General features: G+C 65.4%; 27 protein-coding genes. 12 read left to right on the top strand and 15 right to left on the bottom strand.

Annotation, left to right across the window (positions count from 1 at the left end):
- The first annotated feature begins 42 nt into the window (after window positions 1-42).
- The 5 genes from GR303_RS09340 to GR303_RS09360 all read left to right on the top strand — a co-directional run bounded on the left by GR303_RS09340 (window position 43) and on the right by GR303_RS09360 (window position 5,876).
- On the top strand, window positions 43-2,406 hold the full coding sequence (locus tag GR303_RS09340) for a xanthine dehydrogenase family protein molybdopterin-binding subunit (protein ID WP_161722196.1): 2,364 nt from the start codon (window positions 43-45) through the stop codon (window positions 2,404-2,406).
- Between the two features lie 12 nt (window positions 2,407-2,418).
- Window positions 2,419-3,225: an FAD binding domain-containing protein gene (locus tag GR303_RS09345; RefSeq protein ID WP_161722195.1), complete on the top strand. Its 807-nt coding sequence runs from the start codon at window positions 2,419-2,421 to the stop codon at window positions 3,223-3,225.
- A 77-nt stretch (window positions 3,226-3,302) separates the two neighbouring features.
- Window positions 3,303-4,217 (top strand): AAA family ATPase, encoded by a 915-nt coding sequence (locus tag GR303_RS09350; RefSeq protein WP_161722194.1) that lies wholly within the window; start codon window positions 3,303-3,305, stop codon window positions 4,215-4,217.
- Entirely contained in the window at window positions 4,214-5,434 is a 1,221-nt protein-coding gene (locus tag GR303_RS09355) for a vWA domain-containing protein (protein ID WP_343038406.1), read from the top strand. The genes GR303_RS09350 and GR303_RS09355 overlap by 4 nt, the downstream gene beginning before the upstream one ends.
- A 115-nt stretch (window positions 5,435-5,549) precedes the next feature.
- Entirely contained in the window at window positions 5,550-5,876 is a 327-nt protein-coding gene (locus GR303_RS09360) for a hypothetical protein (protein ID WP_161722193.1), read from the top strand.
- Window positions 5,877-5,894: 18 nt separating this feature from the next.
- Here the strand turns inward: GR303_RS09360 and GR303_RS09365 are convergent, their stop codons facing one another.
- The 12 genes from GR303_RS09365 to GR303_RS09420 form a co-directional block, all read right to left on the bottom strand.
- Window positions 5,895-6,167 (bottom strand): hypothetical protein, encoded by a 273-nt coding sequence (locus tag GR303_RS09365; RefSeq protein ID WP_161722192.1) that lies wholly within the window; start codon window positions 6,165-6,167, stop codon window positions 5,895-5,897.
- 128 nt (window positions 6,168-6,295) lie between these two features.
- The gene (locus tag GR303_RS09370; protein WP_161722191.1) at window positions 6,296-7,786 is read right to left on the bottom strand and encodes an NAD-dependent succinate-semialdehyde dehydrogenase; all 1,491 of its coding nucleotides are present in this window, start codon (window positions 7,784-7,786) and stop codon (window positions 6,296-6,298) included.
- Window positions 7,783-8,553 (bottom strand): sulfite exporter TauE/SafE family protein, encoded by a 771-nt coding sequence (locus tag GR303_RS09375; protein ID WP_161722190.1) that lies wholly within the window; start codon window positions 8,551-8,553, stop codon window positions 7,783-7,785. The genes GR303_RS09370 and GR303_RS09375 overlap by 4 nt, the downstream gene beginning before the upstream one ends.
- A gap of 3 nt (window positions 8,554-8,556) precedes the next feature.
- On the bottom strand, window positions 8,557-10,560 hold the full coding sequence (locus GR303_RS09380) for an alpha-glucosidase (RefSeq protein WP_161722189.1): 2,004 nt from the start codon (window positions 10,558-10,560) through the stop codon (window positions 8,557-8,559).
- A gap of 8 nt (window positions 10,561-10,568) precedes the next feature.
- A complete protein-coding gene (locus GR303_RS09385; RefSeq protein ID WP_161722188.1) occupies window positions 10,569-11,333 on the bottom strand; it encodes an SDR family NAD(P)-dependent oxidoreductase in 765 nt (254 codons plus the stop codon).
- A 12-nt stretch (window positions 11,334-11,345) separates the two neighbouring features.
- Window positions 11,346-12,227: an SMP-30/gluconolactonase/LRE family protein gene (locus GR303_RS09390; protein ID WP_161722187.1), complete on the bottom strand. Its 882-nt coding sequence runs from the start codon at window positions 12,225-12,227 to the stop codon at window positions 11,346-11,348.
- An 11-nt stretch (window positions 12,228-12,238) separates the two neighbouring features.
- Window positions 12,239-13,045 carry an HpcH/HpaI aldolase family protein gene (locus GR303_RS09395; protein ID WP_161722186.1) on the bottom strand — a complete coding sequence of 269 codons (807 nt, stop codon included), beginning with the start codon at window positions 13,043-13,045 and terminating at the stop codon, window positions 12,239-12,241.
- Between the two features lie 10 nt (window positions 13,046-13,055).
- A complete protein-coding gene (gene araD / locus GR303_RS09400; RefSeq protein ID WP_161722185.1) occupies window positions 13,056-14,789 on the bottom strand; it encodes an L-arabinonate dehydratase in 1,734 nt (577 codons plus the stop codon).
- A gap of 11 nt (window positions 14,790-14,800) precedes the next feature.
- Window positions 14,801-15,652, bottom strand: coding sequence for a carbohydrate ABC transporter permease (locus GR303_RS09405; protein WP_161722184.1), 852 nt, complete (start codon window positions 15,650-15,652; stop codon window positions 14,801-14,803).
- 4 nt (window positions 15,653-15,656) lie between these two features.
- Window positions 15,657-16,595 (bottom strand): carbohydrate ABC transporter permease, encoded by a 939-nt coding sequence (locus tag GR303_RS09410; protein ID WP_161722183.1) that lies wholly within the window; start codon window positions 16,593-16,595, stop codon window positions 15,657-15,659.
- 76 nt (window positions 16,596-16,671) lie between these two features.
- Window positions 16,672-17,931: an ABC transporter substrate-binding protein gene (locus tag GR303_RS09415; protein ID WP_161722182.1), complete on the bottom strand. Its 1,260-nt coding sequence runs from the start codon at window positions 17,929-17,931 to the stop codon at window positions 16,672-16,674.
- A gap of 69 nt (window positions 17,932-18,000) precedes the next feature.
- Complete coding sequence (locus tag GR303_RS09420; RefSeq protein ID WP_161722181.1) at window positions 18,001-19,074, bottom strand: ABC transporter ATP-binding protein; 1,074 nt, start codon at window positions 19,072-19,074, stop codon at window positions 18,001-18,003.
- Between the two features lie 322 nt (window positions 19,075-19,396).
- Between GR303_RS09420 and GR303_RS09425 the strand changes: the two genes are divergently transcribed.
- A complete protein-coding gene (locus tag GR303_RS09425) occupies window positions 19,397-20,401 on the top strand; it encodes a LacI family DNA-binding transcriptional regulator (RefSeq protein WP_246205382.1) in 1,005 nt (334 codons plus the stop codon).
- Window positions 20,402-20,445: 44 nt separating this feature from the next.
- Here GR303_RS09425 and GR303_RS09430 read toward each other — a convergent pair whose 3' ends face one another.
- Window positions 20,446-20,796 (bottom strand): DUF1858 domain-containing protein, encoded by a 351-nt coding sequence (locus GR303_RS09430; protein WP_425487096.1) that lies wholly within the window; start codon window positions 20,794-20,796, stop codon window positions 20,446-20,448.
- 114 nt (window positions 20,797-20,910) lie between these two features.
- Here GR303_RS09430 and GR303_RS09435 point away from each other — a divergent pair, with 114 nt between their 5' ends.
- The 6 genes from GR303_RS09435 to GR303_RS09460 all read left to right on the top strand — a co-directional run bounded on the left by GR303_RS09435 (window position 20,911) and on the right by GR303_RS09460 (window position 24,782).
- The gene (locus tag GR303_RS09435; RefSeq protein WP_161722180.1) at window positions 20,911-21,159 is read left to right on the top strand and encodes a DUF2249 domain-containing protein; all 249 of its coding nucleotides are present in this window, start codon (window positions 20,911-20,913) and stop codon (window positions 21,157-21,159) included.
- 48 nt (window positions 21,160-21,207) lie between these two features.
- Window positions 21,208-21,741: a cytochrome c oxidase subunit 3 gene (locus tag GR303_RS09440; protein ID WP_161722304.1), complete on the top strand. Its 534-nt coding sequence runs from the start codon at window positions 21,208-21,210 to the stop codon at window positions 21,739-21,741.
- Between the two features lie 7 nt (window positions 21,742-21,748).
- Window positions 21,749-22,018, top strand: coding sequence for a cytochrome C oxidase subunit IV family protein (locus GR303_RS09445; RefSeq protein WP_161722179.1), 270 nt, complete (start codon window positions 21,749-21,751; stop codon window positions 22,016-22,018).
- A 245-nt stretch (window positions 22,019-22,263) separates the two neighbouring features.
- Window positions 22,264-23,364 carry a copper-containing nitrite reductase gene (gene nirK / locus GR303_RS09450; protein WP_246205381.1) on the top strand — a complete coding sequence of 367 codons (1,101 nt, stop codon included), beginning with the start codon at window positions 22,264-22,266 and terminating at the stop codon, window positions 23,362-23,364.
- 197 nt (window positions 23,365-23,561) lie between these two features.
- Window positions 23,562-24,452, top strand: coding sequence for a LysR family transcriptional regulator (locus GR303_RS09455; protein ID WP_161722178.1), 891 nt, complete (start codon window positions 23,562-23,564; stop codon window positions 24,450-24,452).
- A 129-nt stretch (window positions 24,453-24,581) separates the two neighbouring features.
- Window positions 24,582-24,782, top strand: a complete 201-nt coding sequence (locus GR303_RS09460; RefSeq protein ID WP_161722177.1) for a hypothetical protein — start codon at window positions 24,582-24,584, stop codon at window positions 24,780-24,782.
- An 86-nt stretch (window positions 24,783-24,868) separates the two neighbouring features.
- On the opposite strand, the gene GR303_RS09465 is transcribed toward GR303_RS09460, so the two are convergent.
- Together GR303_RS09465 and GR303_RS09470 are read right to left on the bottom strand one after the other, a co-directional pair.
- Window positions 24,869-25,096 carry a hypothetical protein gene (locus tag GR303_RS09465; RefSeq protein ID WP_246205378.1) on the bottom strand — a complete coding sequence of 76 codons (228 nt, stop codon included), beginning with the start codon at window positions 25,094-25,096 and terminating at the stop codon, window positions 24,869-24,871.
- A 251-nt stretch (window positions 25,097-25,347) separates the two neighbouring features.
- A complete protein-coding gene (locus GR303_RS09470) occupies window positions 25,348-26,112 on the bottom strand; it encodes a LuxR C-terminal-related transcriptional regulator (protein WP_161722176.1) in 765 nt (254 codons plus the stop codon).
- Window positions 26,113-26,213: the final 101 nt, after the last annotated feature.

A 26,213-nucleotide genomic window follows, 5' to 3' on the forward strand; every position in this document is an offset into this window, starting at 1 on the left:
TCCGCCTCCCGATGAGGGCAGACACAGACCAGGGAGGATAGCATGACCGCAACAGGGATCGGCGCACCCGTCCGCCGCAAAGAGGACCAGCGTTTCGTCACCGGCCAAGGACGCTACGTCGACGACTTCAACCGGCCCGGCCAAGCCTATGCCTATTTCCTCCGCTCGCCGCACGCTCATGCGATCATCCGGTCCATCGATACGGGACCGGCCATGATCATGCCGGGGGTGATCGCCGTCTTCACCGGCGACGATCTCGCCGCCGACAAGATCGGCGGCCTCATCTGCGGCTGGATGATCCATTCCAAGGATGGCTCGCCGATGAAGGCGGGCCCTCACCCGGCGCTGGCGCAGGGCAAGGTGCGCTACGTGGGCGACCATGTCGCCGTCGTCATCGCCGAGACGCTGGCGCAGGCGAAGGACGCCGCCGAAGCCATCGTCGTCGATTACGATGTCCTGCCCGCGGTGGTGGATCCTGCACAGGCCACGAAAGCCTCCGCGCAGGTGCATGACGTATCGCCCGACAACACGGTGTTCAACTGGCATCTCGGCAACAAGGACGAGGCGGAAGCCGCCTTCGCGCGGGCCAAGCACATCACGACGATCGACCTCGTCAACAACCGGCTGGTGCCGAACCCGATCGAGCCCCGCGCGGCGGTGGGCGAGTACGATCCAGGGACCGACAACTACACGCTCTACACCACGAGCCAGAACCCGCACGTGGCCCGCCTCGTGCTGTCGGCCTTCATCGGCGTCGCGCCCGAGCACAAGCTGCGCGTCATCGCACCCGACGTCGGAGGCGGCTTCGGCTCCAAGATCTTCATCTATGCCGAGGAGACGGTCTGCGTCTGGGCGGCGAAGAAGGTGAAGCGCCCGGTGAAGTGGACCTCCGATCGTACCGAAGCCTTCCTCTCCGACGCGCATGGCCGCGACCACGTCACCCATGCGGAGATGGCAACCGACGAGAACGGCAGGATCATCGGCCTGAGGGTGCACACCGTGGCCAATCTCGGTGCCTATCTCTCCACCTTCTCCTCCTCCGTGCCGACCTATCTCTACGCCCCGCTCCTGTCGGGCCAGTACGACATTCCGGCGATCTACTGCGAGGTGGACGCTGTCTATACGAACACGGCGCCGGTGGATGCCTATCGCGGCGCGGGACGGCCAGAGGCGACCTATGTGCTCGAGCGCCTCGTCGAGAAGACCGCGCGTGAACTTGGCCAGGATCCGGCGGAGTTCCGGCGGAAGAACTACATCACGCAGTTCCCGCACGCGACGCCGGTCATCATGACCTACGACACGGGCGATTATGCCGCCTCCCTCGACAAGGCGCTGGAGCTTGCCGACTACAAGAACTTCCAGCAGCGCAAGCAGGAGAGCGCCCGCCGCGGCAAGCTGCGGGGCATCGGCTTCTCGAGCTATATCGAGGCCTGCGGCATCGCTCCCTCGCAGGCGGTCGGCTCCCTCGGCGCCGGAGTAGGCCTGTGGGAATCGGCGGAAGTGCGCGTCAACCCGACCGGTTCCGTCGAGGTGCTCACCGGCTCGCACAGCCACGGCCAGGGCCACGAGACCACCTTCGCCCAGCTCGTCTCGGATCGGCTCGGCATTCCCATCGATCAGGTCAGCATCGTTCACGGCGATACGGACAAGGTGCAGTTCGGCATGGGCACCTACGGTTCGCGCTCCGGTGCGGTGGGCATGTCGGCCATCGCCAAGGCCCTCGACAAGGTGATCGCCAAGGGCAAGAAGGTGGCGGCCCATGTGCTCGAAGCGTCGGAAGGCGACATCGAGTTCAAGGACGGCCGGTTCGGCGTCGCGGGCACCGACCGTTCGATGGCCTTCGGCGAAATCGCTCTTCAGGCCTATATCGCCCACAAGTTCTCGGGCCAGGATCTGGAGCCCGGCCTGAAGGAGGGGGCGTTCTACGACCCCACCAACTTCACCTTCCCGGCCGGCGTGCATATCTGCGAGGTCGAGATCGATCCCGACACCGGCGTGACCAAGATCGAGCGCTGGACGGCGGTGGACGATTTCGGGGTGATCATCAACCCCATGATCGTCGAAGGCCAGGTTCATGGCGGCATCGCGCAGGGCGTCGGTCAGGCGCTTCTCGAAGGCGCGGTCTACGACCAGAGCGGGCAGCTCATCACGGCAAGCTTCAACGATTATTGCATGCCGCGCGCCATCGACCTGCCGTCCTTCCAGGTCGGCATGACGGTGACCCCCTGCCCGTCGAACCCGCTCGGGATCAAGGGCTGCGGCGAGGCCGGCGCCATCGCGGCTCCGCCGGCCGTCATCAATGCGATCACCGATGCCCTCGGCCATGAGGACATTGCCATGCCGGCGACACCGCAGGCGGTGTGGCGGGCGGCGCAAAAGGCACGCATGCCCATGGCGGCGGAATAAGGGAGGACGGTAATGTACGCTTTCGAATATCACCGCCCGACGAGCGTCAAGGAAGCCGCTAGCCTCGCCGGCGGAGCGGAGGACGCCAAGTTCCTCGCCGGCGGCCACACGCTCCTGCCGACCATGAAGCTGCGGCTAGCAGGTCCCGCGAACCTGATCGATCTTGGCCAGATCGCCGAGCTGCGCGGCATTGAGCGCTCCGGTAGCGCGGTCACGATCGGCGCCATGATGAAGCATGCGGAGGTGGCCACCTCGGCCGAGGTGAAGGAGGCGATTCCGGCTCTTGCCGAGATGGCCGAACTCATCGGCGATCCGCATGTGCGCAACCGCGGCACCATCGGCGGATCCATCGCCAACAACGACCCCTCCGCCGATTATCCGGCCGCCTGTCTTGCCCTGAACGCGACCATCGTCACCAACCAGCGGAAGGTCGCGGCGGATGACTTCTTCCAGGGCATCTTCACGACCGCTCTTGAGGAGGGCGAGATCATCACCCGGGTCTCGTTCCCGATCCCATCCCAGGCGGCCTATGCCAAGTTCCGCAACCCGGCCTCCCGCTACGCCCTCGTCGGCGTATTCGTGGCCAAGCATGCGGACGGCGTGCGCGTCGCCGTGACGGGCGCGGGCTCGAACGGCGTGTTTCGGGTGCCGGAGATGGAGAAGGCGCTGAGCGGAAGCTTCACTCCCGACGCCCTGAACGGCATCGCCGTGCCTCAGGACAGGATGAACAGCGACATTCATGCGGATGCCGCCTATCGGGCTCACCTCGTCGGCGTCATGGCACGGCGCGCCGTGCAGGCGGCTGCCGCGCGAGGCTGAATGGCCCCATCGGAGAGACGTTGACTCGATGCCCGGGCGAAGGTCCGGGCATCGTGCCCTTGAGGAGCAGCAAGCCCGTGGCCGAGAAACCCGGTTCCATCGACGACACTCTGGCGCTTCTGAAGGGTGCAGGCTATGTGGCCGACCGTCCGCTCGCGACGGTTCTCTTTCTCTCCCTGAGGCTCGGGCGGCCGCTCTTTCTCGAAGGGGAGGCCGGGGTCGGCAAGACGGAGATCGCGAAGGTGCTCTCGTCGGCGCTCGGGCGGCGCCTGATCCGCCTGCAATGCTACGAGGGGCTCGATATCGCCTCGGCGGTCTACGAGTGGAACTATGCCGGGCAGATGATGGCGATCCGCCTGGCCGAGGCCGGCGGAGCGGTGGACCGTGACGCCCTCGAAGGCGACCTGTTCTCGGAGCGCTATCTGGTCAAGCGCCCGCTCCTGCAGGCCCTCGAGCCCGACAAAGCCGGCGCGCCCGTTCTCCTCATCGACGAGCTCGACCGCACGGACGAAGCCTTCGAGGCCTTCCTTCTTGAGGTCCTGTCCGATTTCCAGGTCACCATACCGGAACTCGGCACGGTGAGGGCAGCGCACCCGCCCATCGTCATCATCACCTCGAACCGCACCCGCGAGATTCACGACGCGCTCAAGCGCCGCTGCCTCTATCACTGGGTCGATTATCCGGATGCGGAGCGGGAGCTCGCCATTCTCGCAAGCCGCGTTCCCGACGCGCCGGAGCGCCTGTCGCAGGAGATCGTCGCCTTCGTGCAGGCGATCCGCAGGGAGGACCTGTTCAAGGCACCCGGCGTCGCCGAAACCCTCGACTGGGCCTCGGCCCTCGTCGAGCTCGACGCGGTGGCGCTCGATCCGGCACTGGTCTCGGACACCCTCGGTGTTCTGCTGAAATACCAGGACGACATCCAGAAGATGCAGGGCAGCCGGGCCAAGGAGATGCTCGACCGGGTTCAGGATGCATTGAGGGCCTCGGGGTGATCGAGCCCCATCCTTCGCGCGGCGAAGGCCGGCTTGCAGACAACATCGCCTATTTCGCGCGCGCCCTGCGGACCGCAGGCCTGCCGGTCGGTCCCGGCGCGGTTCTCGATGCCATCGCGGCGGTCGAGGCGGCGCGGATCGGGACGCGCGGGGATTTCTATTGGACGCTCCATGCCGTCTTCGTGAAGCGGCACGAGCACAGCATCCTTTTCGATCAGGCCTTCAGAGTCTTCTGGCGGCGGCGCGCGCTGATCGAGAAGCTGATCGCCCAGATGTCGCCCATCGCCCCCGGCGGAGCCAAGGAGGAGAAGAAGCCGCAGGCCGGCGCCCTGCGCGTGGCCGAGGCCCTCGCGACGCCCCGGCAGGAGAAGCCCGAGCCGGTCGGGAAGACGGAATTCTCCGCCCGCCTCACCGTCTCGGACCGCGAGGTCCTGAAGGCCAGGGATTTTGCGCAGATGTCGGCTGCCGAGATTGCGCTGGCCAAGCGCCTCATCGCCGAGATGTCCCTGCCGGACGATGAAGTGATCACCCGCCGCTTCCTGCCGGATGCAAGGGGCCGGCGGATCGATCCGCGCCGCACCTTCCGACGTTCCCTGCGGGGCGGCGGGGCCGCCATCGACCTGGCCTATCGCTCTCCTGCCGTAAGACACGCGCCAGTGGTGGCGCTCATGGACATCTCGGGCTCCATGGCCGACTATTCCCGGCTCTTCCTGCATTTCCTGCATGCCGTCGCCGAGAAGAGGCGCCGGGTCCATTCCTTCGTCTTCGCCACGCGGCTGACCAATGTCAGCCGCGAGCTGACGAGCCGCGACCCGGACGAGGCCCTCGCCCGCGCTGCCAAGCGCGTGCAGGACTGGGAGGGCGGCACCCGCATTGCCCATGCGCTCCACGACTTCAATCGCCTCTGGTCTCGCCGGGTGCTCGGACAGGGCGCCGTCGTCCTGCTCTTCACCGACGGGCTCGAGCGCGAGGTGACGAAGGAGCTGACCTTCGAGATGGACCGCCTCAGGCGCTCCTGCCGCCGCTTGATCTGGCTGAACCCTCTTCTGCGCTTCGAGGCTTTCGAGGCCCGCGCCTCCGGCATCCGTGCCATGCTGCCGCATGTGGACGAGTTCCGGCCGATCCACAACCTTGCTTCGATGGCGGAACTCTGCCGGGCTCTCTCCGGCGCGCCAGGCGAACGCAGCAAGCCGCGCCGGTGGCTCCAGGCCTCGTGAAGCCGGAACCTGCCGTCAAACCCGATCCGGCATTGGCAGAAAGCCGGAGCCGAGGGGATGTTTCCGTAGCGGAAAGGTTGCTATGGGGAAGCTTGACCTTACGATAAGTAGATCCATGCGCCTCCTGATCGCATCAGCCCTTCCGTTGAGCCTCCTCCTGACGCCGGCTCTCGCTCAGCCCTTCTACGGTGAGGGTGCATGCCCGGCGAAGCTGCGGCCGAACGGCTCCTTCTGCGTGATGAACATCCCGAACTCCATCCGCAACCCTGGGATCTGCCCCCCGGAATACGTGAGCACCGCCGACGGCACCTATTGCGTGCTCGCACCCCGGAACCAGTGGGTTTTGACGCGGGCGAACTGCCCGAACGGAACCAAGCCCAGCAAGGGCGGGGAGTATTGCGCTGGCGCCCAGGCGGCCGAGAGCCCGGCTGCAACCCCATAGCCGTCTCAGTGCGACGGATCAGCCGGCAGGAATTGCCTGGCCTCCGCTGCGCGGCACCGGATGGCAATCCAGTTCGAACCGCTCGCTCGGCACATTGGTCTGTGCCACGCGGTAGCGGATGGACTCGATCCGCTGACGGCAGGAATCGAGACTTCCGAAACGCTCGTTCACGCTGACCGCCGCAACCCGGCTCCAGGCATCGGGGCGCGGGAGATTGCGCAGGGGCTGCCCCGCCACCGGAGCCGCGGTCATTGCGGTCAGCATGTAATAGACGAGGATGTAGTCGTACATGGGGACGGGGGCTTACGTATGGTTAAGATTCCGTAAACTCCTAGCACCGGGAGCCTTGCCCTCGCAAACCCGCATTCTCCCGCTCGGATCGTCCTGAGCGGGAGATGGCAGCATCTTCCTGGATGATGTCACAACCCTGAGAGGGCGACGTACTTGATCTCGAGGAAGCCCTCGATGCCGTACTTCGAGCCCTCCCGGCCGAGGCCCGACTGCTTCACGCCGCCGAAAGGCGCCATCTCGTTGGCGAGCGCGGGCGTGTTCACCCCCACCATCCCGCTCTGCAGCGCCTCCGCCACCCGGAACACCCGCGCCATGTCGCGCGCATAGAAGTAGGAGGCCAGCCCGTACTCCGTGTCGTTTGCCATCCCGATCACCTCCGCCTCGTCCCGGAACGCGATGATCGGCGCCAGAGGTGCGAAGGTCTCCTCCCGGGTCACCTTCATGCCCTGCCGGATCCCCGTCATGACGGTCGGCTCGAAGAAGGTGCCGCCCAAGCTCGACCTCTTGCCTCCGACCAGCACCTGAGCTCCCCCGGCAAGCGCATCGGCCACATGCTCCTCCATCTTCGCCACCGCCCGGTCGTCGATCAGCGGCCCCATGGCGACCCCGGCTTCGGTGCCCCGCCCGAGCTTCAGGCCCGCCGCCTTCTCGGCGAGCTTCGCGGCGAAGGTCTCCACGATGCCCTCCTGAACGTAGATGCGGTTGGCGCAGACGCAGGTCTGGCCGGCATTGCGGAACTTGGAGGCGAGCGCCCCTTCCACAGCCGCATCGAGATCGGCATCGTCGAACACGATGAAAGGTGCGTTGCCCCCCAGCTCCAGCGACAGGCGCTTGATGCCGCCCGCCGCCTCGCGCATGAGCCAGCGGCCCACATTGGTGGAGCCGGTGAAGGTGATCTTGGCCACCTTCGGGTTGCGGCAGAACTCTTCGCCGATGGGCTGGGCCTGCGTGGCGGTGATCACCGAGAAGGCTCCCTTCGGCACGCCCGCCCGCTCGGCCAGCACGGCCAATGCGAGCGCCGAGAGCGGGGTCTGGGCGGCAGGCTTGAGCACCATGGTGCAGCCGGCCGCCAGCGCCGGACCGACCTTGCGGGTGATCATGCCATTGGGAAAGTTCCAGGGGGTGATGGCCGCGCATACCCCGACCGGCTGCTTGAGCACCAGGATGCGCTGGGAGGGCGTCGCGCCGGGAATGACGTCGCCGTCGATGCGCTTGGCCTCTTCCGCGAACCACTCGATATAGGCGGCGTTGGAGACCACCTCGGCCTTGGCTTCGGCGAGCGGCTTGCCCTGCTCGGTGGTGAGGATCAGCGCCAGGTCGTCGGCATGCTCGATGATGAGATCGTACCAGCGGCGCAGGATGCGGCTGCGCTCCTTCGCGGTTCGCCGCGCCCATTCGGGCTGCACGGCGTGCGCCATGTCGATGGCCCGGCGGGCCTCCTCCGCCCCGAGATCGGGCACATGGCCGATGAGCGAGCCGTCAACCGGGTCGGTGACCGCAAAACGCCGGCCTTCCCGAGCCTCGATCCACTCGCCCGCCACGGGCGCGCGAAACTCCAGGAGCGAGGGATCCCGGAGACCGAGGGAATGGGTACCGGCAGAGCGCAGGGCTGTGGTCATGGAGAAACTCCCAAAAGTCGGAAAACGGCAGGCGCCGCAAGCGATACGCCTGACAGGAAGAGAAGGACGAAAACGATGCGCCGCATGGTCGGCGCCGGAACCGGAGGCGGCCAGCGGCGCGCCGCATAGGTGGCGCCCATGACCGAGGGAATGGCGAGAAGACCGGTCAAGGTCGAGGCAGGCGGAAGGTTGCCCGAAACAACAACCAGGCCGATTCGGAACACCGCATTGAGTGCAAACACCGTCACCAGGGTCTCGCGGATCTTCACCAGGGTCATGGGCTGACGGTAGAAATGATAGACGAGCGGCGGTCCTGCCGTCGAGAACATGCCGCCCATGACCCCGGCGACGGCTCCGAAGAACACGAACGATCCGTCGCCCGACGGCCTTGCCAGAGGTTCGGGTTTGCGCGCCAATTGCAGGCTCGACACCACGATGGCTACGCCGAGGAGCAGGCGCAGGAGATCGGCTTGGGTGTCGGCAAGCCATTCCAGGAGCCAGTATCCGACGAAGAGCATGGGGATGCTGGCGGCCATGACGAAGGCGAATTCACGCCAGGCCACATCCCGCCAGCCCTTGAGCAGCATCTGCGTGGCGTTCACCAGGGTGAGGACGCTCACGATCATGGCGGCGTCCGGCAGCGACAGCAGGCCGGTCAGCCCCACGCCCCCCATGGTGATGAGCCCGAAGGCGAAGCCCGTCAGGGTCTGCGCGTAGGCAGCGGCGCCCGCCAGCGCAAGAAAGCCGATGAGCGCCGCAAGCGACATGGTTCAGGCATTCCTCAGATCTGCGAACAGGCTCGCGAAGGTCGACCCGGCCCGGTAGAACACCGGCGGCTCGCCCAATGGTGCAGGCACCGTCACCTCCTGTCCACCTGCAAATGTCTGAGCCGACCACACATGGATCCAGTCGGCCCCTGCAGGCAGATAGGTGGACCATTCGGCCTTGCCGGCCTGCCAGACGGGAGCCACGAGCAGATCGGGACCGTAGAGATAGGCCTCCTGGACGGCATAGGTGCGGGCATCGTCCTCGAAATGCAGGAAGAGGGGACGCTGGACCGGAAGACCACGGCTGGAAGCTTCCGCCACCAGGGATTTCAGATAAGGCGCGAGATGCACGTAGATCCGCGTCATGCGGGCGAAGTGGGACAGCACCTCAGGATCCTGGTCGATCTGCAGGTTGTCGCGCGGGCGGTTGCCCTCATGGGTGCGCATGACCGGCGTGAAGGCTCCCATCTCGGCCCAGCGCATGATCAGCTCCGGGGTGCGCACGTTCCCGAAGAGGCTGGTGTAGCCGCCGATATCCGAGTGGTGATAGGCGTTGCCCAGGAGCCCCGACGAGAGCGCGCCGGAAATGACGGTCACGAGACCGTCGTGGCGGGTGAAGTCCACCGACTGGTCTCCCGCCCAGAGCAGGGGGCAGTGCCGCTGCACGCCGGTGAAGCCAGCGCGCATGAAGAACAGGATCTCGCCGCGCTTGCCGCGGCTCTCCACGGCGCGGGCATTCACCTCGGCCCAAAGGGTCGGCCAGGCATTGTGCATGATCCTGGCATCGATCCCGTTGGCAAGCTTCACGTCGATGGGCAGGTACTCGCCGAAATCGGCCATCCAGCCGGAGAGCCCGTAATCGATCATGTTCTGGCCGATCACGCGTTCGGCGAACCAGGAGGCGGCCTCCGGGTTCGTGAAATCGACGACGCCGCAATCGAACTCGCCGAAATCCACGAGAGCCGTCTTGCCGCTCTCGTCCTTCGCGAAATAGCCCGCAGCCTCCGCCTCCGGGAACAGGGACCCGTCGACGGCGATATAGGGATTGACATAGCCGAGGAAGCGGATGCCGCGATCTTCCAGCTCGGCGATGCGCTGGCGCAGCCCCGGATAGCGATCCTCGTTCGCCTTCCAGTCCCAGAACAGGCGCGCCCCGAAGGAGGTGTGGCGCAGGCCCACCCAATCCTCGCACCAGAGGCCCGACACCTTCGTGCCGGCCGCGACGATGCGCTCCAGCCTGTCGAAGGAACCGGCCCCGTCCTTCAGCCCGATGATCGCACCGCCATAGACCCATTCCGGCAGGGGCGGCTGACGCCCGAAGCGCTCGGCCATGGCCTCGACCAGGGCGATGAAGGTCGGCCGCGCGGTGAGCTCGATGCGCTCGGGCACGGCCCAGATCTCGATCTCATGGAAGTCGGGGCGCCGGAAGTCGAAGGCGGAATAAGCCGTGGTCTCCACATGCAGCGCGTAGCGGCGCGAGGAGAGATAGGTCGGCTGCGGGTAGTTGGTGTTCCAGTAATCGCCGCCGGCCTTGCCCATGACATCCGCCCTGAAGGTGATCTCCGTCGTCTTGTCACGGCCGACGCCGGGCTCCGATGTCCACAGGGGAAAGCGGCGCCCGCGCAGGTCGAAATAGGACATCTGCTCGCCGCCGCCCCAGACATGCTCCCCCTGCTCCGCATGCACGCGAAGCCAGATGCGGTTGATGGAGCTGTCATCCGTCCTCACGTGGAGAGCGCCGTTTCGCCCGTCGCCCGACACCTGAAGCACCAGGCGGGCTGGCTGGCCAGGGGCCGCGGAGAAGGCGATCTCGGAACCTGACACTGCCGCATGCACCAGGGGCGTGCGCTCGATGAAGTAATCCTCGATGTCGAAATTGCCGCGGTACATGTCCATCCGCGCGTCGCCCCGACCGACGAAGAGGCAGGGCGCTTCGCTCCGGTGGCGCAGGATCGGCCTGCCGTCGAGGATGAGGTCGAAGCCGGTGGAGGTGGTCTGGATCTGCATGGATCGTCTCAATTCTGCGTCAGGCCGGCATCGACGATGAAGTTGGCGCCGGTGCAGCCGCCGCTTTCGTCGGATCCGAGGAAGAGGGCCATTCTGGCGACATGGCTGGCATCGAGCCGGAACTTCAGCGCTTGGAGATCGAGGAACTGCTGGTTCAGCTCCGGCGTGAGCCAGAGCTGCTTCTGGCGCTCCGTCAGGATCGCACCCGGCACGATGCAGTTCACCCTGATACCGGCGGGCCCCAGCTCGCGGGCGAGAGTGCGGGTCATGCCGTTGATCGCCGCCTTCGCGGTGGTGTAGCCGACCATGCCCGGGCGGCCGCGCATCCACGAGATGGAGCCGAGCATGATGACCGAGCCCGCGCCGCGCGCTGCCATGCCCTTCGACACGGCCTGGGTGGCGAAGAACTGGTGGTCGAGGTTGAGCGCCAGCGCGCGGCGCCAGTAATCCGGCTCCACCTCGGCCATGTCGTGGCGGTCGTCCCTGCCTGCATTGTTGACGAGAACGTCCACACCGCCAGCATCGCCTTCGATCCGCGCCAGAACCTCGCGCAGGGCGGGAATGTCGGCGACGTCGCAGGCATGGAAGGCCGCTCCCGTCTCGCCGGCGAGCGCCGCCCCAGCTTCGCGGGCAATATCGATGAAGGAGACGCGGGCGCCCTGCGCCACGAAGGCTCTCACCATCTCCTCGCCGATCCCCGATGCTCCTCCGGTGATGACGACGGACTTGGCTTCAAGGGAGCGGTATTGAACCGTGCTGTAATCGAAGGACATCGCAAAACGGCCTTAAACGGACGGATCGAAACGGGATTCGGGCAGGCCCGGCACATCGACCGGCATGGCAAACAGGCTGCCGGAATGGGGAAAGGTCTTAAGCTCGTCCTCCGACCGGCCGGTGCGGGCGGAGGTCACATAGAGCGTTCTCAGATCGGGCCCGCCGAAGCACACCATCGTGGGACAACGGGCCGGAACGGCGTATTCCGCCAACAGGGCTCCATCGGGAGCATAGCGTTGAACGCGCCCGCCCTCGAACAGGGCAGTCCAGTAGCAGCCTTCCGCATCCACGGCCGCGCCGTCGGGGCGCCCCCGGTCGTCTTCGGTGGGCTGAAGGCGCACGAACAGGGTCTTGTCCCTCGCCTCGCCGTTTGCAGGATCGTAGGCATAGCGCCACACCGTGAAGGTCGGCGTGTCGGAGTGGTAGAGGGTGCGGCCGTCCGGCGAGAAGGCGACGCCGTTCGAGGTCAGCAATCCTCCCGCCAGCGTCGCGAGCCCGCGCTGGTCGTAGCGGTAGAGATGCGCCTTGCCGCCCTCCTTCGGCTCGTCGATGGTGCCGGCGAGGAAGCGTCCTGCCGGATCGACACGGCCATCGTTGAAGCGGCTGGTGCTCTGGTTCTCCGGATTATCGGCGAGCTTCCTCTCGCGCCGGCCTCGGGAATCGAGGAGCCACAAGCCGGAGCGGAAGCCTGCGATGAAGCCGCCGCCCTTCCTGAACCCGATGCAGCCGATCTCCTCGGGCATGGGTGTGACGTCGTGCGCTCCGCTCGCGGGTTTGTAGCGATGGAGCGCGCAACCTTTGATGTCGACGAAGTACAGCGCCTGCTCCTCGGCGGACCAAATCGGGCACTCGCCCAGTTGGGCTCGGAGGTCGAGCTCGACCGTCAGGGGCATCGCCTCGATCCTCAATAAGCCGCAGCCGGAGCGCTTGCCGGGGCAGGCTGGTCCCGCAGGGAACCGAGCCATTCGGAGGCGCGGCCCGTCATCATGGCAATGTCGGAGGCAACCGCCACGTAGCTGTAGCCGTAGCCGATGAATCGCCGCACCATGTCGGGATTGGGGCCAACGATGCCGACAGGCTTCCCGGCGTTCTGCGCCATCGCGGCAGCCCTCTCGATCAGCGCCTGGACCTCGGGATGGGCGATGTTGCCGATATGCCCCATGGATGCGGCGAGATCGCCCGGTCCGACGAACAAGGCATCGATTCCGGAAACGGACGCGATCTCCGGCAGCCGCTCGATGGCCTCCGGCGTCTCGAGCTGCACGATGACCGCCACGTGATCGTTGGCGCGCTTGAGGTAGTCCGTGGCGCGGCCAAAGCGCGAGCCGCGATGCACGGCGGCGACGCCGCGTACGCCTTCCGGCGGATATTTCGCGAAGGAGACGGCTTGGCGCGCCTCCTCGGCCGTCTGCACGAAGGGCAGCATGACCGTTCGGGCGCCCGCATCGAGCACGCGCTTGACGAGCACCTGATCGTTCCAGGCGAGCCTCACCACGGGTTCGGCCGGCGTGCAGCCGATGGCGCGCAGGATATGCGCCAGATCCGACACCTCGATCGGCACATGCTCCATATCGACCACGAGGAAGTCGAAGCCGCTATAGCCCATCGCCTCGGCGGTGGCAGGGGCCGCTGCCATGAGCCAGGTGCCGAGCGGCGGCTTCGGTCCCTCGCCCTTCAGCCAGCCCTTGAAACGGTTTTCGATGTCGGCCATGGCAATTCTTTCAGAAGATGGAGGGCTCGGCCACGAGACTGCGGGTGGCCAGGAAGTCGAAATCACAGCCTTCGTCGGCCTGGGAAACGTGGCGCTGGTAGAGAGCGGCGAAGGAGCGCTCGTAGCGCAAGGCTGCGGGCTTCCATTCAGCGCGGCGACGCTCCAGTTCCTTCTCGTCGACCCGCATGTCGAGGCGACCGGCCTCCACGTCGAGTTCCACGAGGTCTCCCGTCCTGAGAAGACCGAGGGGGCCGCCCACGGCCGCCTCCGGCGCCACGTGCAGGATGCAGGTGCCGTAATGGGTGCCGCTCATGCGCCCGTCGCAGATGCGCACCATATCGCGCACGCCTTGTTTCAAGAGCTTCTTCGGGATCGGCAGGTTGCCCCATTCCGGCATGCCGGGCGCACCGACGGGTCCCGCATTGCGCAGCACGATGACCGTATCCTCGGTAATATCGAGATCCGGATCGTCGATGGTGCGGTTCATCTCGGCGGGGCTGTCGAAGACGAGCGCCGGCCCCACATGCTTGAGGAATTTCGGGTTGGCCGCGGAGGATTTCATGACGGCGCCATTGGGAGCGAGATTGCCGCGCAGCACGGCCAGCGTCTTGCCGCGCGAGAGCGGCACGACCGGATTGTCCTCTCCGCGGATGACCTCGTCGTTCCAGCATTCGGCTCCGGCGATGTTCTCGCCCAGCGTCCTGCCGTTCACGGTCGCAGCGTCGGGCTCGAGATGCCGCTCGAGCTTCTTGAGCAGCGCCGGCAGCCCGCCTGCGAAATAGAAATCCTCCATCAGGTACTCGCCCGAGGGAAAGAGGTTGGCGCAGACCGGCACACGCCCCGCCATGTCGGACATGTCGTCCAAGGTGAGATCGATGCCGGCGCGGCGCGCCATGGCGATGAGATGGACGGCGGCATTGGTGGAGCCGCCCAGCGCCATGTAGGTCACAAGTCCGTTGCGGAAGCTTCTGGCATCGAGGAAGCGGGACGGTTTCAGGTCTTCCCAAATCATCTCCACGATGCGCTCGCCGCAGGCCGAGGCCATGCGCGGGTGGCCGCTGTCTGCCGCGGGAATGGAGGAGGCGCCCGGCAGCGTAAAGCCCATGGCGTCCACGATGGACGTCATCGTGGACGCCGTCCCCATGGTGTTGCAGGTGCCGATGGAGCGGGTCATCCGGCTCTCCAGATCGACCCAATCGGCCTGTGTGATGTTGCCGGCGCGAAGCTCGTCCCAATACTTCTTCGTATGGGTGCCGGCTCCCGTCTTCTGCCCGCGCCACTGCCCGTTCGACATGGGTCCTGCCGGACAGTAGATCACCGGGATGTCCATGCTGATCGCGCCCATGAGCAGGCCCGGCGTGGACTTGTCGCAGCCGCCGAGCAGCACGGCGCCATCGATGGGATGGGAGCGCAGGAGCTCCTCCACCTCCATGGCCAGGAAGTTGCGGTAGAGCATGGTGGTGGGCTTCACCATCACCTCTCCGACCGAAAGCGCCGGGAGTTCCACCGGATAGCCGCCGGCCTGCCAGACGCCGCGCTTCACGGCCTCCGCGCGGTCGCGCAGGTGGGAATGGCAGGGGCTGAGGTCGCTCCAGGTGTTGACGATGGCGACGACGGGCTTTCCGAGGAACTCCTCCCGCCGCATGCCCATCTGCTGCGTGCGCTGGCGGTGCGCGAAGCCGCGCATGTCGTCGGAGGCGAACCAGCGCTGACTCCGCAGCTCCCCGATCGTTCGGCGTGTCATGGCAAATGTCCTTATCCCTTGATGCCGCCGGAGGTGAGGCCGGACACGACGCGCTCCTGGAAGATCACGATCAGGACCGCGACGGGCACGATGCCGACGACGAGCGCCGCCGAGATCACCGGCCATGGGAAGGCGAACTCGCCCTGGTAGAGCGTGATGCCGACGGGCAGCGTGCGCAGCATGGGGTTGGAATTGAACGAAAGCGCGAGCAGGAACTCGTCCCAGGCATTGACGAAGGCGAGGATGCCCGCCGTGAAGACGCCCGGAGCCGAAAGCGGCACCACCACCTTGAACAGGGCGCCGATGCGGGTGCAGCCGTCGATCATGGCCGAGTTCTCGAGATCACGGGGGATCCCTTCGAAGAACGAGACCAGGATCAGGGTGCAGACCGGCAGGCTCAGCACCGTATAGGGCAGGATCAGGGCCACCCAGGTGTTGAGCAGGCCGAGCGCCCGCATGATCTCGAAGAGCGGCACCAGCAGCGTGACGAGCGGGAAGGTCGACACGGCGATGATGGCCGACAGGATGAGGTCGCGCCCGCGGATCTGGAGCCGGGCGAGCGCATAGGCGGCGAGCACGGATATGAAGAGCGTCAGCGCGGTGGAGAGGATCGCCACCATGAAGCTGTTGAACAGGAACAGCAGCAGGGGCTGGTCCGTGAAGGCGCGCAGATAGTTCGCGATCGTCGGCGCATGCGGCAGCCAGGTGATCGGCTTCACGGTCAGCTCGGCTTCGGTCTTGAGCGACGTGAACAGGATCCACAGGGCCGGGAACATGCCGTTCACGACCAGGATGAAGCCGATCAGGATGCGCAGCGGCTTGCCGGAGAGGATCGACTGGTTGGCAGGCGTATCGTGGCTCATGGCGTCACCCCTTGGCCCGGATCATGCGCAGGTAGACGGCCGTCACACCCATGGAGAGGGCGAACATGACCACGGCCAGCGCCGAGCCGTAGCCGAGATCGAGGAAGTCGACCGTGTTCTGGTGGATGTACATGGCAAGCGTCGCCGTGGATGTGCCGGGGCCGCCCCGCGTCATGGTGTAGGGAATGTCGAAGGTCTGCAACGCGGTGATGGTGCGGAAGATCAGCGCCACGACGATGGAGGGCTTCAGGAGCGGAAGCGTGATCTCGAAGAACTGCCTGAACCGCCCTGCCCCGTCCACCTCCGCCGCCTCGTAGAGCGAGCGCGGGATCGTCTGAAGCCCGGCCAGGATGATGAGCGCCATGAAGGAGGAGGTTTTCCAGATGATCGTCAGGCAGATCGCCGCGAAGGCCCAGTTGGCCGAGTTGAACCAGATCACCCCCTCGATGCCGAGACGGCGAAGCACGTCGTTCACCACGCCGTACTCGGAATGGAAGAACCAGGCGAAGATCAGGCCGGCGAAGGAGAGCGGGAGCGCCCACGGAATGAGCAGCGACAGGCGAACGGGCCACTTCACGTTGAACGGCAGGTTCGCCATGAGAGCAAGCCCCAGGCCCACGAGCAGCGCCCCGGGAACGGTGATGAGCGTGATGAGAACCGTGTTCCAGGTGGTCTCCCAGAACACCGGGTCTTCCAGCATGAGGGCGTAGTTCTCGAGCCCCGCGAAGCTCGCGGGCACGCCGGAGGTCAGGGATAGATTCTGGAAGCTCGTCCAGATCAGACGGCAGACGGGATAGACGATGATGAGCGTCAGCAGAAGCGCCGCAGGCATGAGCAACAGCACCGCAAGGGTCCGCTCGCTCGGATCGAGGAAACGCGTCCACCATTTCGTGCCGCTCTCGCTGGGCGCCCTTACCAGGGTCGTTTCGCTGGCTGTTGCCATGGTCCTCATCCTGCCGGGTCGGAGGTGGAGGACGGACGCCCGCGGGCGTCCGTCGAAGGTCTTGGGTTTTCGAGCCTCAGCGCAGCACGCGGCGCAGGCGGCCTTCCATCTGCGTGGCGCCTTCCTCAGGCGTCTGCTGGCCGGCGAGAACCGCGTTGACGGTGGTGCGAATGATCTCGCTCACCTCGTTGTAGCGCGGCGTCACCGGACGCGCCTTGGCGGTCTCGACCACCGGGCGGGCACTGGCGAACCACGGCACCGCCTTGGTCACGTCGGCATCCGTGTAGACCTCCGGGAACTGCGGCAGCAGGGCGGCATTGATCGCCATGAACTCCGAAACCTCCGGGCTCGACAGGAACTGCACGAATTTCTGGGCCTCGGTCTTGTTGTTGGAATAGGCCGACACGCCCCATTCCCAGCCGCCGAGGCAGGAGGCCGACTGCCCACCCTGCACGGCCGGCAGCTTCACCACGCCGACCTTGTCCTTCACGGCGGACTCGGCGCCCTGGAACTGCCCCCAGGCATAGGACCAGTTCACCGCAAAGACCACGTTGCCGGCCTGGAACTCCTTGCGGGTGTCGTCGGTCGCCACCTCTGCGATGTTCTTCTTGGCGACGCCCTGGTCGACAAAGTCCTTCCACAGCTTCAGCGACTTCACCGCAGTTTCCTTGTCGAAGGAAAGCTTGCCGTCGGATACGAGCTGCTTGCCCATGCTCCAGTAGGGCAGGAGGAAGGTGCAGACCGCGCCCTCGATCGCCCTGCCCTGGAAGGAGAGGCCCTGCAGGTTCGGGTCCTTCTCGGCCTCGGTGATCTTCTTGGCGGCGGCGGCGAGCTGATCCCAGGTCTGCGGCGGCTGGATGCCGTGCTTTTCCAGCAGATCCTTGCGATAGTAGAGGAACATGGCGTCGGCGAAAGCCGGCAGGGCCACGATCTTGCCATCGACGGTGTTCGCCTCCGCATAGGCCGGGAGGTAGCGCTTCATGTAGTTGGCGGCATCGTTGCCGAGCACCTCGTTGAAAGGCACGGTCCAGCCGGCAGCGGCATATTGCGCCGGGCGGATCACGTCCAGAATCATGACGTCGAGGGAGGTATCCTTCGCGGTCATGACGGTGTTGAGGTACTGCGCCTGCTGCTCCGAAGTGTTGCCGCCGGTCTCGATGGTGACCTTCACGTTCGCGTTCTTGGCCTCGTACATGTCGAAGGCCTTGCGCCACACGTCGGGGCGGTGCTGGCTGGAGACGAAGACGCGCAGGTTGGTCTGGGCCGTGGCGGCGGAGGCCGTCAGCCCGAACGCCGCGCCGGCAAGCAGCAGCGTCGTGGTTGTCTTGAAGTTCATGTGTTCCTCCATGGAAGGTGACTGCGATCGGCTCACATCGCCTTCTTCTTGTTGCTGCGATACGCTCTCCTAGGCGAGCGACCGCTCCGTTGCCGCATCGAACAGATGAATCCGGGATGGATCGACACCGATGGACAAGGTCTCGCCGGGATGCGGCCGCAGCTCCGGCGCGACGCGCGCCGTCAGGGTGGCCGATCCAAAAGCGAAATGGATGAGCGTGTCGGAGCCCAAGGGCTCGACGACCTGCACGCGACCCGAGAGGCCATGCCCCTCGCCGGCCGGAACGAAGTGTTCGGGGCGGATACCGACGACGACCTCCCGCCCCTCGAGACCCTGGGCCTTGCCTGCAGCCTTTGCGGTCAGCGGGATGTGGGAACCGCCGTCGAACGCCACCCGTCCGCCGCGGATCGTGCCCTTGGCGAAGTTCATGGCGGGCGAGCCGATGAAGCCGCCGACGAAGACGCTGGCCGGGTTGTTGTAGACCTCGTCGGGCGTGCCGACCTGCTCGATCTCTCCGCCCTTGAGGATCACGATTCGGTCGGCGAGCGTCATCGCCTCCACCTGGTCGTGCGTGACGTAGATGATGGTGGTGCCGATGGCCTGGTGAAGCCGCTTGATCTCGGTGCGCACCTGGCCGCGCAGCTTCGCGTCGAGGTTGGAGAGCGGTTCGTCGAAGAGGAAGACCTGGGGCCGGCGCACGATGGCGCGGCCCATGGCCACGCGCTGACGCTGGCCGCCGGAGAGCTGTGAGGGTTTGCGGTCGAGAAGCTGGGAGATGCCGAGCATTTCCGCCGCCTGAGCGATCCGGGGCTTGATCTCGGCCGCCGGGATGCCGCGCACCTTCAGGCTGAAAGCCATGTTCTCGTAGACCGTCTTATGGGGATAGAGCGCGTAATCCTGGAACACCATGGCGATGTCGCGCTCGCGGGGCGGCAGCTTGTTCACCACCCTCTCGCCGATCCGGATCTCGCCGCCGCTGATGCTTTCGAGGCCGGCCAGCATGCGCAGCGTCGTCGACTTGCCGCAGCCGGAGGGGCCGACCAGCACGACGAACTCGCGATCTTCGATCTCCAGGTCGATGCCCTTCACGATCCGGAGGGCACCGTAACTCTTCTCAAGCTTGCGGAAGCTGACCGACGACATGCTCCCTCCCTGTTGTTCTGCTGCGCAAAGAGCACCTTGCCTGCGCTCCTGCCCCTGCCGCCGGCATCCGGCGAAGTGGTTTATTGAGTCTATCATAGCGCTACGATCCAGGTTGCGCAAGCTGGCAGTTGAGGTCAGCAGCCGGGCGCTCTTTTACGTAAAAGAGCACAAGTTTGGTTCTATATAGCGAGTTTTGGCTTCAATACCGGGCAAAGACACCCTATAGTACAGCAGCCTCTTTCATCGGAGCGCTACGAGAGGGAAGCGGATGGACGCTCACAGCAGCAGCTTGCGAGATCGAACGCCTCGGAGACGGCGCAAGATGCAGCGCGTCACGATGATGGATGTGGCCAAGCTGGCCCAGGTCTCCCCATCCACCGTCTCGCTCTATCTTCGCAAGCCTGCGGCCGTTTCCCCTGCGGCAGGCCAGGAGATTGCCCGGGCCATCGCGGCCCTGGGCTATGTTCCCAATCTCGTGGCCGGAGGCCTGGCGGCGGCATCCTCCAAGGTCGTCAGCGTCATCGTGCCCTCGATTCGCAATGCCTTCTTCGCCGAAACCGTCTCGAGCCTTCAGTCCGCGCTCGTCGCGGAGGGGTTCCAGGTGCTCCTCGGCCACAGCGAGTATGGCGAGGAGCAGGAGGAGGCCCTGGTGCGCACGGCGTTGTCCTGGGCGCCGGCCGCCGTGGTCCTGACCGGGCTCTCCCACAGCGCCGGAACCCGAAAGCTGCTGCAGGCCAGCGGTGTTCCCGTCGTCGAAATGTGGGAACTCGGAGCGGATCCGATCGACATGGCGGTGGGGTTCTCGCATCCGCAGGTCGGAGCGACCGCTGCACGCCACCTGCTCTCCAAGGGGCGCCGCACCCTGGCCTTCCTCGGCGCCCGCATGCAGGAGGATCACCGGGCGGCGAAGCGGGCCAGCGGGTTCGTGGAGGAGGCAAGACAAGGCGAGCCGCGAACCTGCGAGATCATCAATCATCCGGGCGCCGCCACGGTGGAAGCCGGATCCCTCCTGCTGAACCGGGCCCTGCAGCAGATCCCTGACCTGGACGGCATCGCCTGCTCGAACGACCTGATCGCTCTCGGCGCTCTTTTCGAATGTCAGCGCCGGGGCATCGCCGTTCCGGAGAGCATCGCCATACTGGGCTTCGGCGACCTCGATTTCAGCGCTTCGTGCATTCCCTCCCTGACCACCATCCGCCCCTCAGGGGATCTGATCGGAAGGGAGGCGGCCCGTCTGATCCTCAGCAGCATCCACGGGGAGCCCCCTGACGGATCTGCGCGCATTGTGGACACGGGCCATGTGCTGGTCGAACGGCGAAGCACCTGACCGCATCCGGGCAGGGCCGGGAGGCAAGGCAGAGGCGTCCGGATTCAAGACGGCCAGCGGGCTGTCGTGACGGCGCACTCGGCCACATCGACGGCGGGACCCTGCTCGACGCTGGCATTGAGCTCATCCAGGAACTCTGCCTGATCGACGTTGTGCTCGCGGCATGCGTCGCTGACCGTATGGAAGCACGTGATCGGGCAACCGACGCAATGCATGCGATACTTCAGGAAAACACGGATCGTCGCAGGCCAGCGCCGCATGACGTCGTCGACGAGCTGGGTGGCTTCAACGGGCATGGAGGCCTCGCTTGAGAGGGTGAATGACAGCATGGGGTCATTGTCCCCGATTTCAGCCGCCCGTCTTTGCGCGGCATCAACAAAACCGGGCGGGTGCAAGGATCGGCAATTTCCTTGCGGTGGAGCAAAGAAGATCCGGGGCGCATCGGCGAGGGATCTGGCGTTCGAAGGAAGAGCCGCTCCCCGCGCGGCAGTCCCTCAGGAGATCGTCCGATGTGCAGCTGCAACGCGCCCCAAACCCTCATCGACGTCCGCCAGATCATGCCGCGGATGCGTCACCCTCTGGTCTTCAGCACCTTCGACCGGCTTCGCGAGGGCGAAGGGTTCGTGCTCGTGAACGATCACGACCCGAGACCCCTTCTGTACCAGTTCAACGTGAACTACCCTGGCGCCTTCGAATGGGACTATGAGGAGGCAGGGCCGGAGCTCTGGCGCGTGCGCATCAGCCGTGCGGCTGCCTGATCGTTGCCGGAACCGGTGATCACGTCGGAAGACAGCCGCTCCTGGGGCATGCTCTCGGATCTGCCGGGGCACCCCATGATGTGGGTTCTGATCCTGACGGAAATCGTGACCTTCGGCTTGCTCTTTATCACGTTTGCAGTCACGGGCGCCGTTCATCCGGAGGTCTTCGCGGCAGGCCGGGCGCAGCTCGATCCCACCCTGGGCGGCATGAACACGATCATCCTGATCACCAGCGGATGGCTCGCCGCCTTGGCCGTCGAAGCCTGCGCCGCTGAGCGCCGGCGCAGAACGCGGCTTCTCGTTGCTGGCGCGATCCTCCTGGGCTGTGCGTTCGCCGCCGTCAAGATCGCCGAATATGCCGCGAAGAGAAGGATGGGAATCGGGCTTGAGACCGACATGTTCTTCACGCTCTACTTTCTCCTCACGGGCTTCCATCTTATGCACGTCGTGCTGGGGATCGTCATCCTTGCCGCCGTGGCCCTGGACGCCAGCCTGGAGAGCCTGAAGACCGGCACCGCGTTCTGGCACATGGTCGACCTTGTGTGGGTCGTGATGTTCCCTCTGGTCTATCTGGTCGGGTGACGCCGCGATGAGAATCGTCGGCGACGCCACCCGCACCTGGGCTCTTCTCGTTCTTCTCACGCTTCTGAGCATGGTGACCGGGCATGCCGGCTTCCATGGCCTTGCCGGGAGCGGCATCGTGCTCGCTGCCTGCGTCGTCAAGGGACGATCCATGCTGATGGATTTCCTCAAGCTCCGGGACGGGCCCGCAGGCTGGCGCGCCCTGTTCGCAGGGTGGCTCGTTCTGATTGCGGCCTCGGCCTGGATTGCCCCTGCTCTCTCCGTCCTCCGCAACTGATTTCTCTTGAGGAATACGCCGAGAACATCCTGCCTCGGGCACGGCCTGAGGCAGGATGCATGCTGCTCCCTCCCTGATCTTCGCAAGATCCTGCACCCGCTCCGAAATGAGTGCGCGCGAGGGAGATCATCCGCGTTTTATTTGCGTTGCAACAAACAGGTGTTCGGGATGCGGGAGTAGAAAAGCTTCATTCCGACGACGGACCTCAGAACGATCCGCCAGGCGGTCCCACACAGGAGACACTCATGACCCTTTGCATGTTCTCGGGACGCCGGCCGCTGCTTGCGACCGCTGCCGCTCTTGCCCTTGCTACCACGGCCGGGCTCTCCCTGCCGGCCTTCGCCGGCGACAAGCTTGCCGCCGCGACTCCCCACCTGCACGGCTCCGCCTCGACCGCAAGCGCCGCCCCTGTGAGCGTGGTGCGCCTGCCCTCCGACCTGCCCGGCCCCCTCGGCAAGCGCGGACCGCAGCGCGTCAAGGTCGACCTGGAGACCGTCGAGGTCACCGGCGAGTTGGCGGACGGCACCAGCTACCACTACTGGACCTTCAACAGGAAGGTGCCTGGACCCTTCGTTAGGGTACGCGTGGGCGACACGGTCGAAGTCAAGATGAAGAACGCCGACGACAGCGTCATGATGCATAACGTCGACTTCCATGCGGTCACAGGCCCCGGCGGCGGTGCCAAGGCCACGGAGGCTGCTCCCGGCGAGACCCGCGGCTTCGAGTTCAAGGCGCTCAATCCGGGCCTGTACGTCTACCATTGCGCCACGCCCACGGTGGCCTCGCACATTGCCAACGGCATGTACGGGCTGATCCTGGTGGAGCCGGAGGAGGGCCTGCCCAAGGTGGACCACGAGTACTACGTGATGCAGGGCGAGCTCTACACCGAGCAGGCCTATGGCACCAAAGGCCTCCTGGAGGAGAGCATCGACAAGCTTCTGAGCGAGCGGCCGGAATACTTCGTCTTCAACGGCTCGACCGATGCGCTCAAGAAGAACCCGCTGAAAGCCAAGGTGGGCGAGACGGTGCGGATCTACTTCGGGGTGGGCGGCCCGAACTACACCTCGTCCTTCCACGTGATCGGGGAGATCTTCGACAAGGCCTATCCGATGGCCTCCTTGAGCTCGCCCATGAAGGACGTGCAGACGATCACCACGCCTCCGGGCGGGGCGAGCGTGGTGGACTTCAAGGTGGAGGTGCCCGGCAACTACATCCTGGTGGACCATGCCTTGAGCCGGGTGGAGCGTGGCCTGGCGGGCATTCTGCAGGTGGAGGGGCCCGACAACCCGGCCGTGTTCAAGGACTACAACCCGCAGAAATCGGCCCAGTCCACCTCTGGACACTAAACCGAACACGAACAAAACAAACAACGCCCGGGGACAACTCCCCGGGCTTTTTCGTTGTCCGAGCGGTCCGATGCGCCGTGCGCGAAAGCCGGGAGCTGACGATCCGTGCCGGACCGGGGCTTGACCTGAGGGCCTGCAGGATTCTTCTCTGGCCTGCCCGCGGCATCCTATGCCGCCTCACTGGTTAGGGATCCGCCTTGGACTGGGACAAGATCAGGCTGTTCTACGAAGTGGTCAGCGCCGGAAACTTCACCCGCGCCGGCGAAAAGCTGGGCGTCAACCAATCCTCGGTGAGCCGGCAGATCAGCGCCCTCGAACACGACCTGAAGGTTCCGCTCTTTCACCGGCACCCGCGCGGGCTCGTGCTGACGGAGCACGGAGACGTGCTGTACCGGGCCGCGCAGGACATCCGCCTTCGCCTGGAGGAGACGCGCCAGCGCCTGACGGAGACGAGCGAGCGGCCGGCCGGGGATCTGCGGGTCACGGCCACCGTGGGCATCGGCGGGATCTGGCTCGCGCGGCGCATCACGGAGTTTCTCGATCTTTACCCCGACGTGCGCATCCAGCTGATCCTCACCAACGATGAGCTCGATCTCGCCATGCGCCAGGCCGACATCGCCATCCGCCTGCGCCGCCCGGCCCAGCCCGACCTGATCCAGCGCCGCCTCTTCACCGTCCAGTATCATGCCTATGCGGCGCACGCCTATATCGAGCGCTTCGGTGAGCCTGAAACCATTACGGATCTCGACAGGCATGCGATCGTCTGCCTGGGAGGCGATCAGCCCGCCTTCATCCTGGACCTGCACAGCCTGACGCATCTTGGCCGCGATCCGAAGGATCCGCGGGCCAGCCGGCTGGTGGTCAACGACAGCCTCGCCCTCAGGCAGGCCATCGAGAACGGCGCCGGAATCGGGATGGCTCCCGACTATGCCATGAGCACCAATCCGAGGGTGAAGCAGGTGCTGCGCGATGTGGAGATGCCGTCGCTCGACAGCTACCTGGTCTATCCCGAGGAGATGCGCTCCGTCGCGCGGGTCCAGGTCTTCCGCGACTTTCTCGTCTCCAAGGCTCAGCGCTGGGATTTCTAGAGCAGCCTTGAGCTGCATCGGCGCTTTTGCGGCAGCGAGGCAAAGGCTCGAAAGGGTCGCAAGCTCGACCCTAATTTCTCCACGATTCGAAGCCTACTAAGAAGCTTTCAAACCGTGAGGATTGCTTCGATGACCCGGTCTTTCCTTGCCGTTATGGCCATTGCCCTCGGCCTGCCCTTTTTGCTTCTGCTGGCCATCGTCTCCTCGGCGTCCGGGGTAAGCGCCAGCGTCCTCACCAATGCTCTCGGGCTGGTTGTGATGTCGATCGTCCTGATGCTGGCCGTCTATGAAATCAAGCGCATCGCGGACCTGCCGCCGGACGCGCACTGAACCGATCCGATCAAGCAGGCGCGTCCGTGCGAAGGGGATCGCGCCGTGAGCGGCCGATCCCCTCATCACACCGATAAGTGAGCAGTTCAGGCTGCGGCTCTCGCCCGCTCGGGATTCTCGGCAGCCGTCGCGCGCTGCAGAGCCATGATCAGAATGCCAATATCCTCGTGAAGAAGGTTGATGGCGTTGCGAGCATATTCGCGGAACTCATCCCTGACGACTTCCGACTCGCCGTCCCACGAATAGTCTTCATGCTCAGCATCGTAAAACGCGCGAGCCACGAGTTCGACTTGATAATCCATGATGCGCCCCATGCACCCTTCAGGTGCCTTGTTGTCGTATGAGCCTGAGGCGCAATCTACGCTCTTACTTAGTCATTATCCGGCTCGCCATCAGGGTGAAATCAGGCTTACAGCCGCTCTCGACTGATCCGCAACTCGCCACATGGGCTACTCCGATAGGGGTAGACCTCCTCCATGGGCGAGCAGGGATCAGCCGGGCGGCTGTTTCAGCTTGGCGATCAAAGTTTTAGCTGGCTTCACCCTCAACGCGAGGGCTGAAACTTCTATTCGCCGGGGATCAGCGTCCTGCCTCCCTGTGCGGAATTGAGGTAGCCCGCCGCCCACATCGCGGCCTGCGTCCTGTTGGCGGCCTTCACCTTGCGCAGGATCGCCTTGATGTGAACCTTGACGGTGGCTTCTGCAACCCCCAGCTCGCGGGCGATGAGCTTGTTCGAGGCGCCTTGCGTCAGGCACCGCAGGATCTGCGCCTCGCGCTCCGACAGCTTTCCAATCAGGGCGGAGGGGTCGTCGGTCGGTGGGAACGGGGCGGAGCGCCCCAGTTCGATAGCGCGGTCCTGCCGCGCCTGATCCAGCAGGGCGAGGCCCAGGGATGCCGGAATGAACGTTTCGCCGAGCATCACCAGCTCCAGGGCCTTCACCAGGGCGTGTCGGTCCATGCTCGTGGGGCAGAACCCGTCGAGTCCCGCCCGGCACAGCTGGATGATCGTCTGCGGCTCGGCGAGGTCAGCAACCACGACGACGCGCGCCGAGGGGCACTTCGCTTTGAGATCCTCCACGATGGAGCGATACTCCTCCGGCGAGCGGCTCTCGCAGATCAGGAAGAGCATCGGCACCTTGTCGGCGAAGACCGGCAGGCCGGCCGGGTCCTCGAGCGGTTCGTCCGTCAGAATGAAGCGAGTCTCCGCCAGGATATGGCTGATGCCCGTGCGAAGGAGAGTGTTGTTGCAGACCAGAACAGTCGTGACATTCTGGAACGGATCTTGAGCGATGGGAAGGATCTGTTCTTTGTAGACGACATCGTGGCCCATTGGCTGCGCAGCCCCCTTGTGTTGTACCGCAACGTTCAAACGAGGAACATGTCCCCATCCACCCGAGCCAAAGCAGGCAAAATGCCCTAGGAGAATGAAAC

It is taken from the genome of Microvirga arsenatis (genome assembly GCF_009910705.1).
Classification (GTDB): domain Bacteria; phylum Pseudomonadota; class Alphaproteobacteria; order Rhizobiales; family Beijerinckiaceae; genus Microvirga; species Microvirga arsenatis.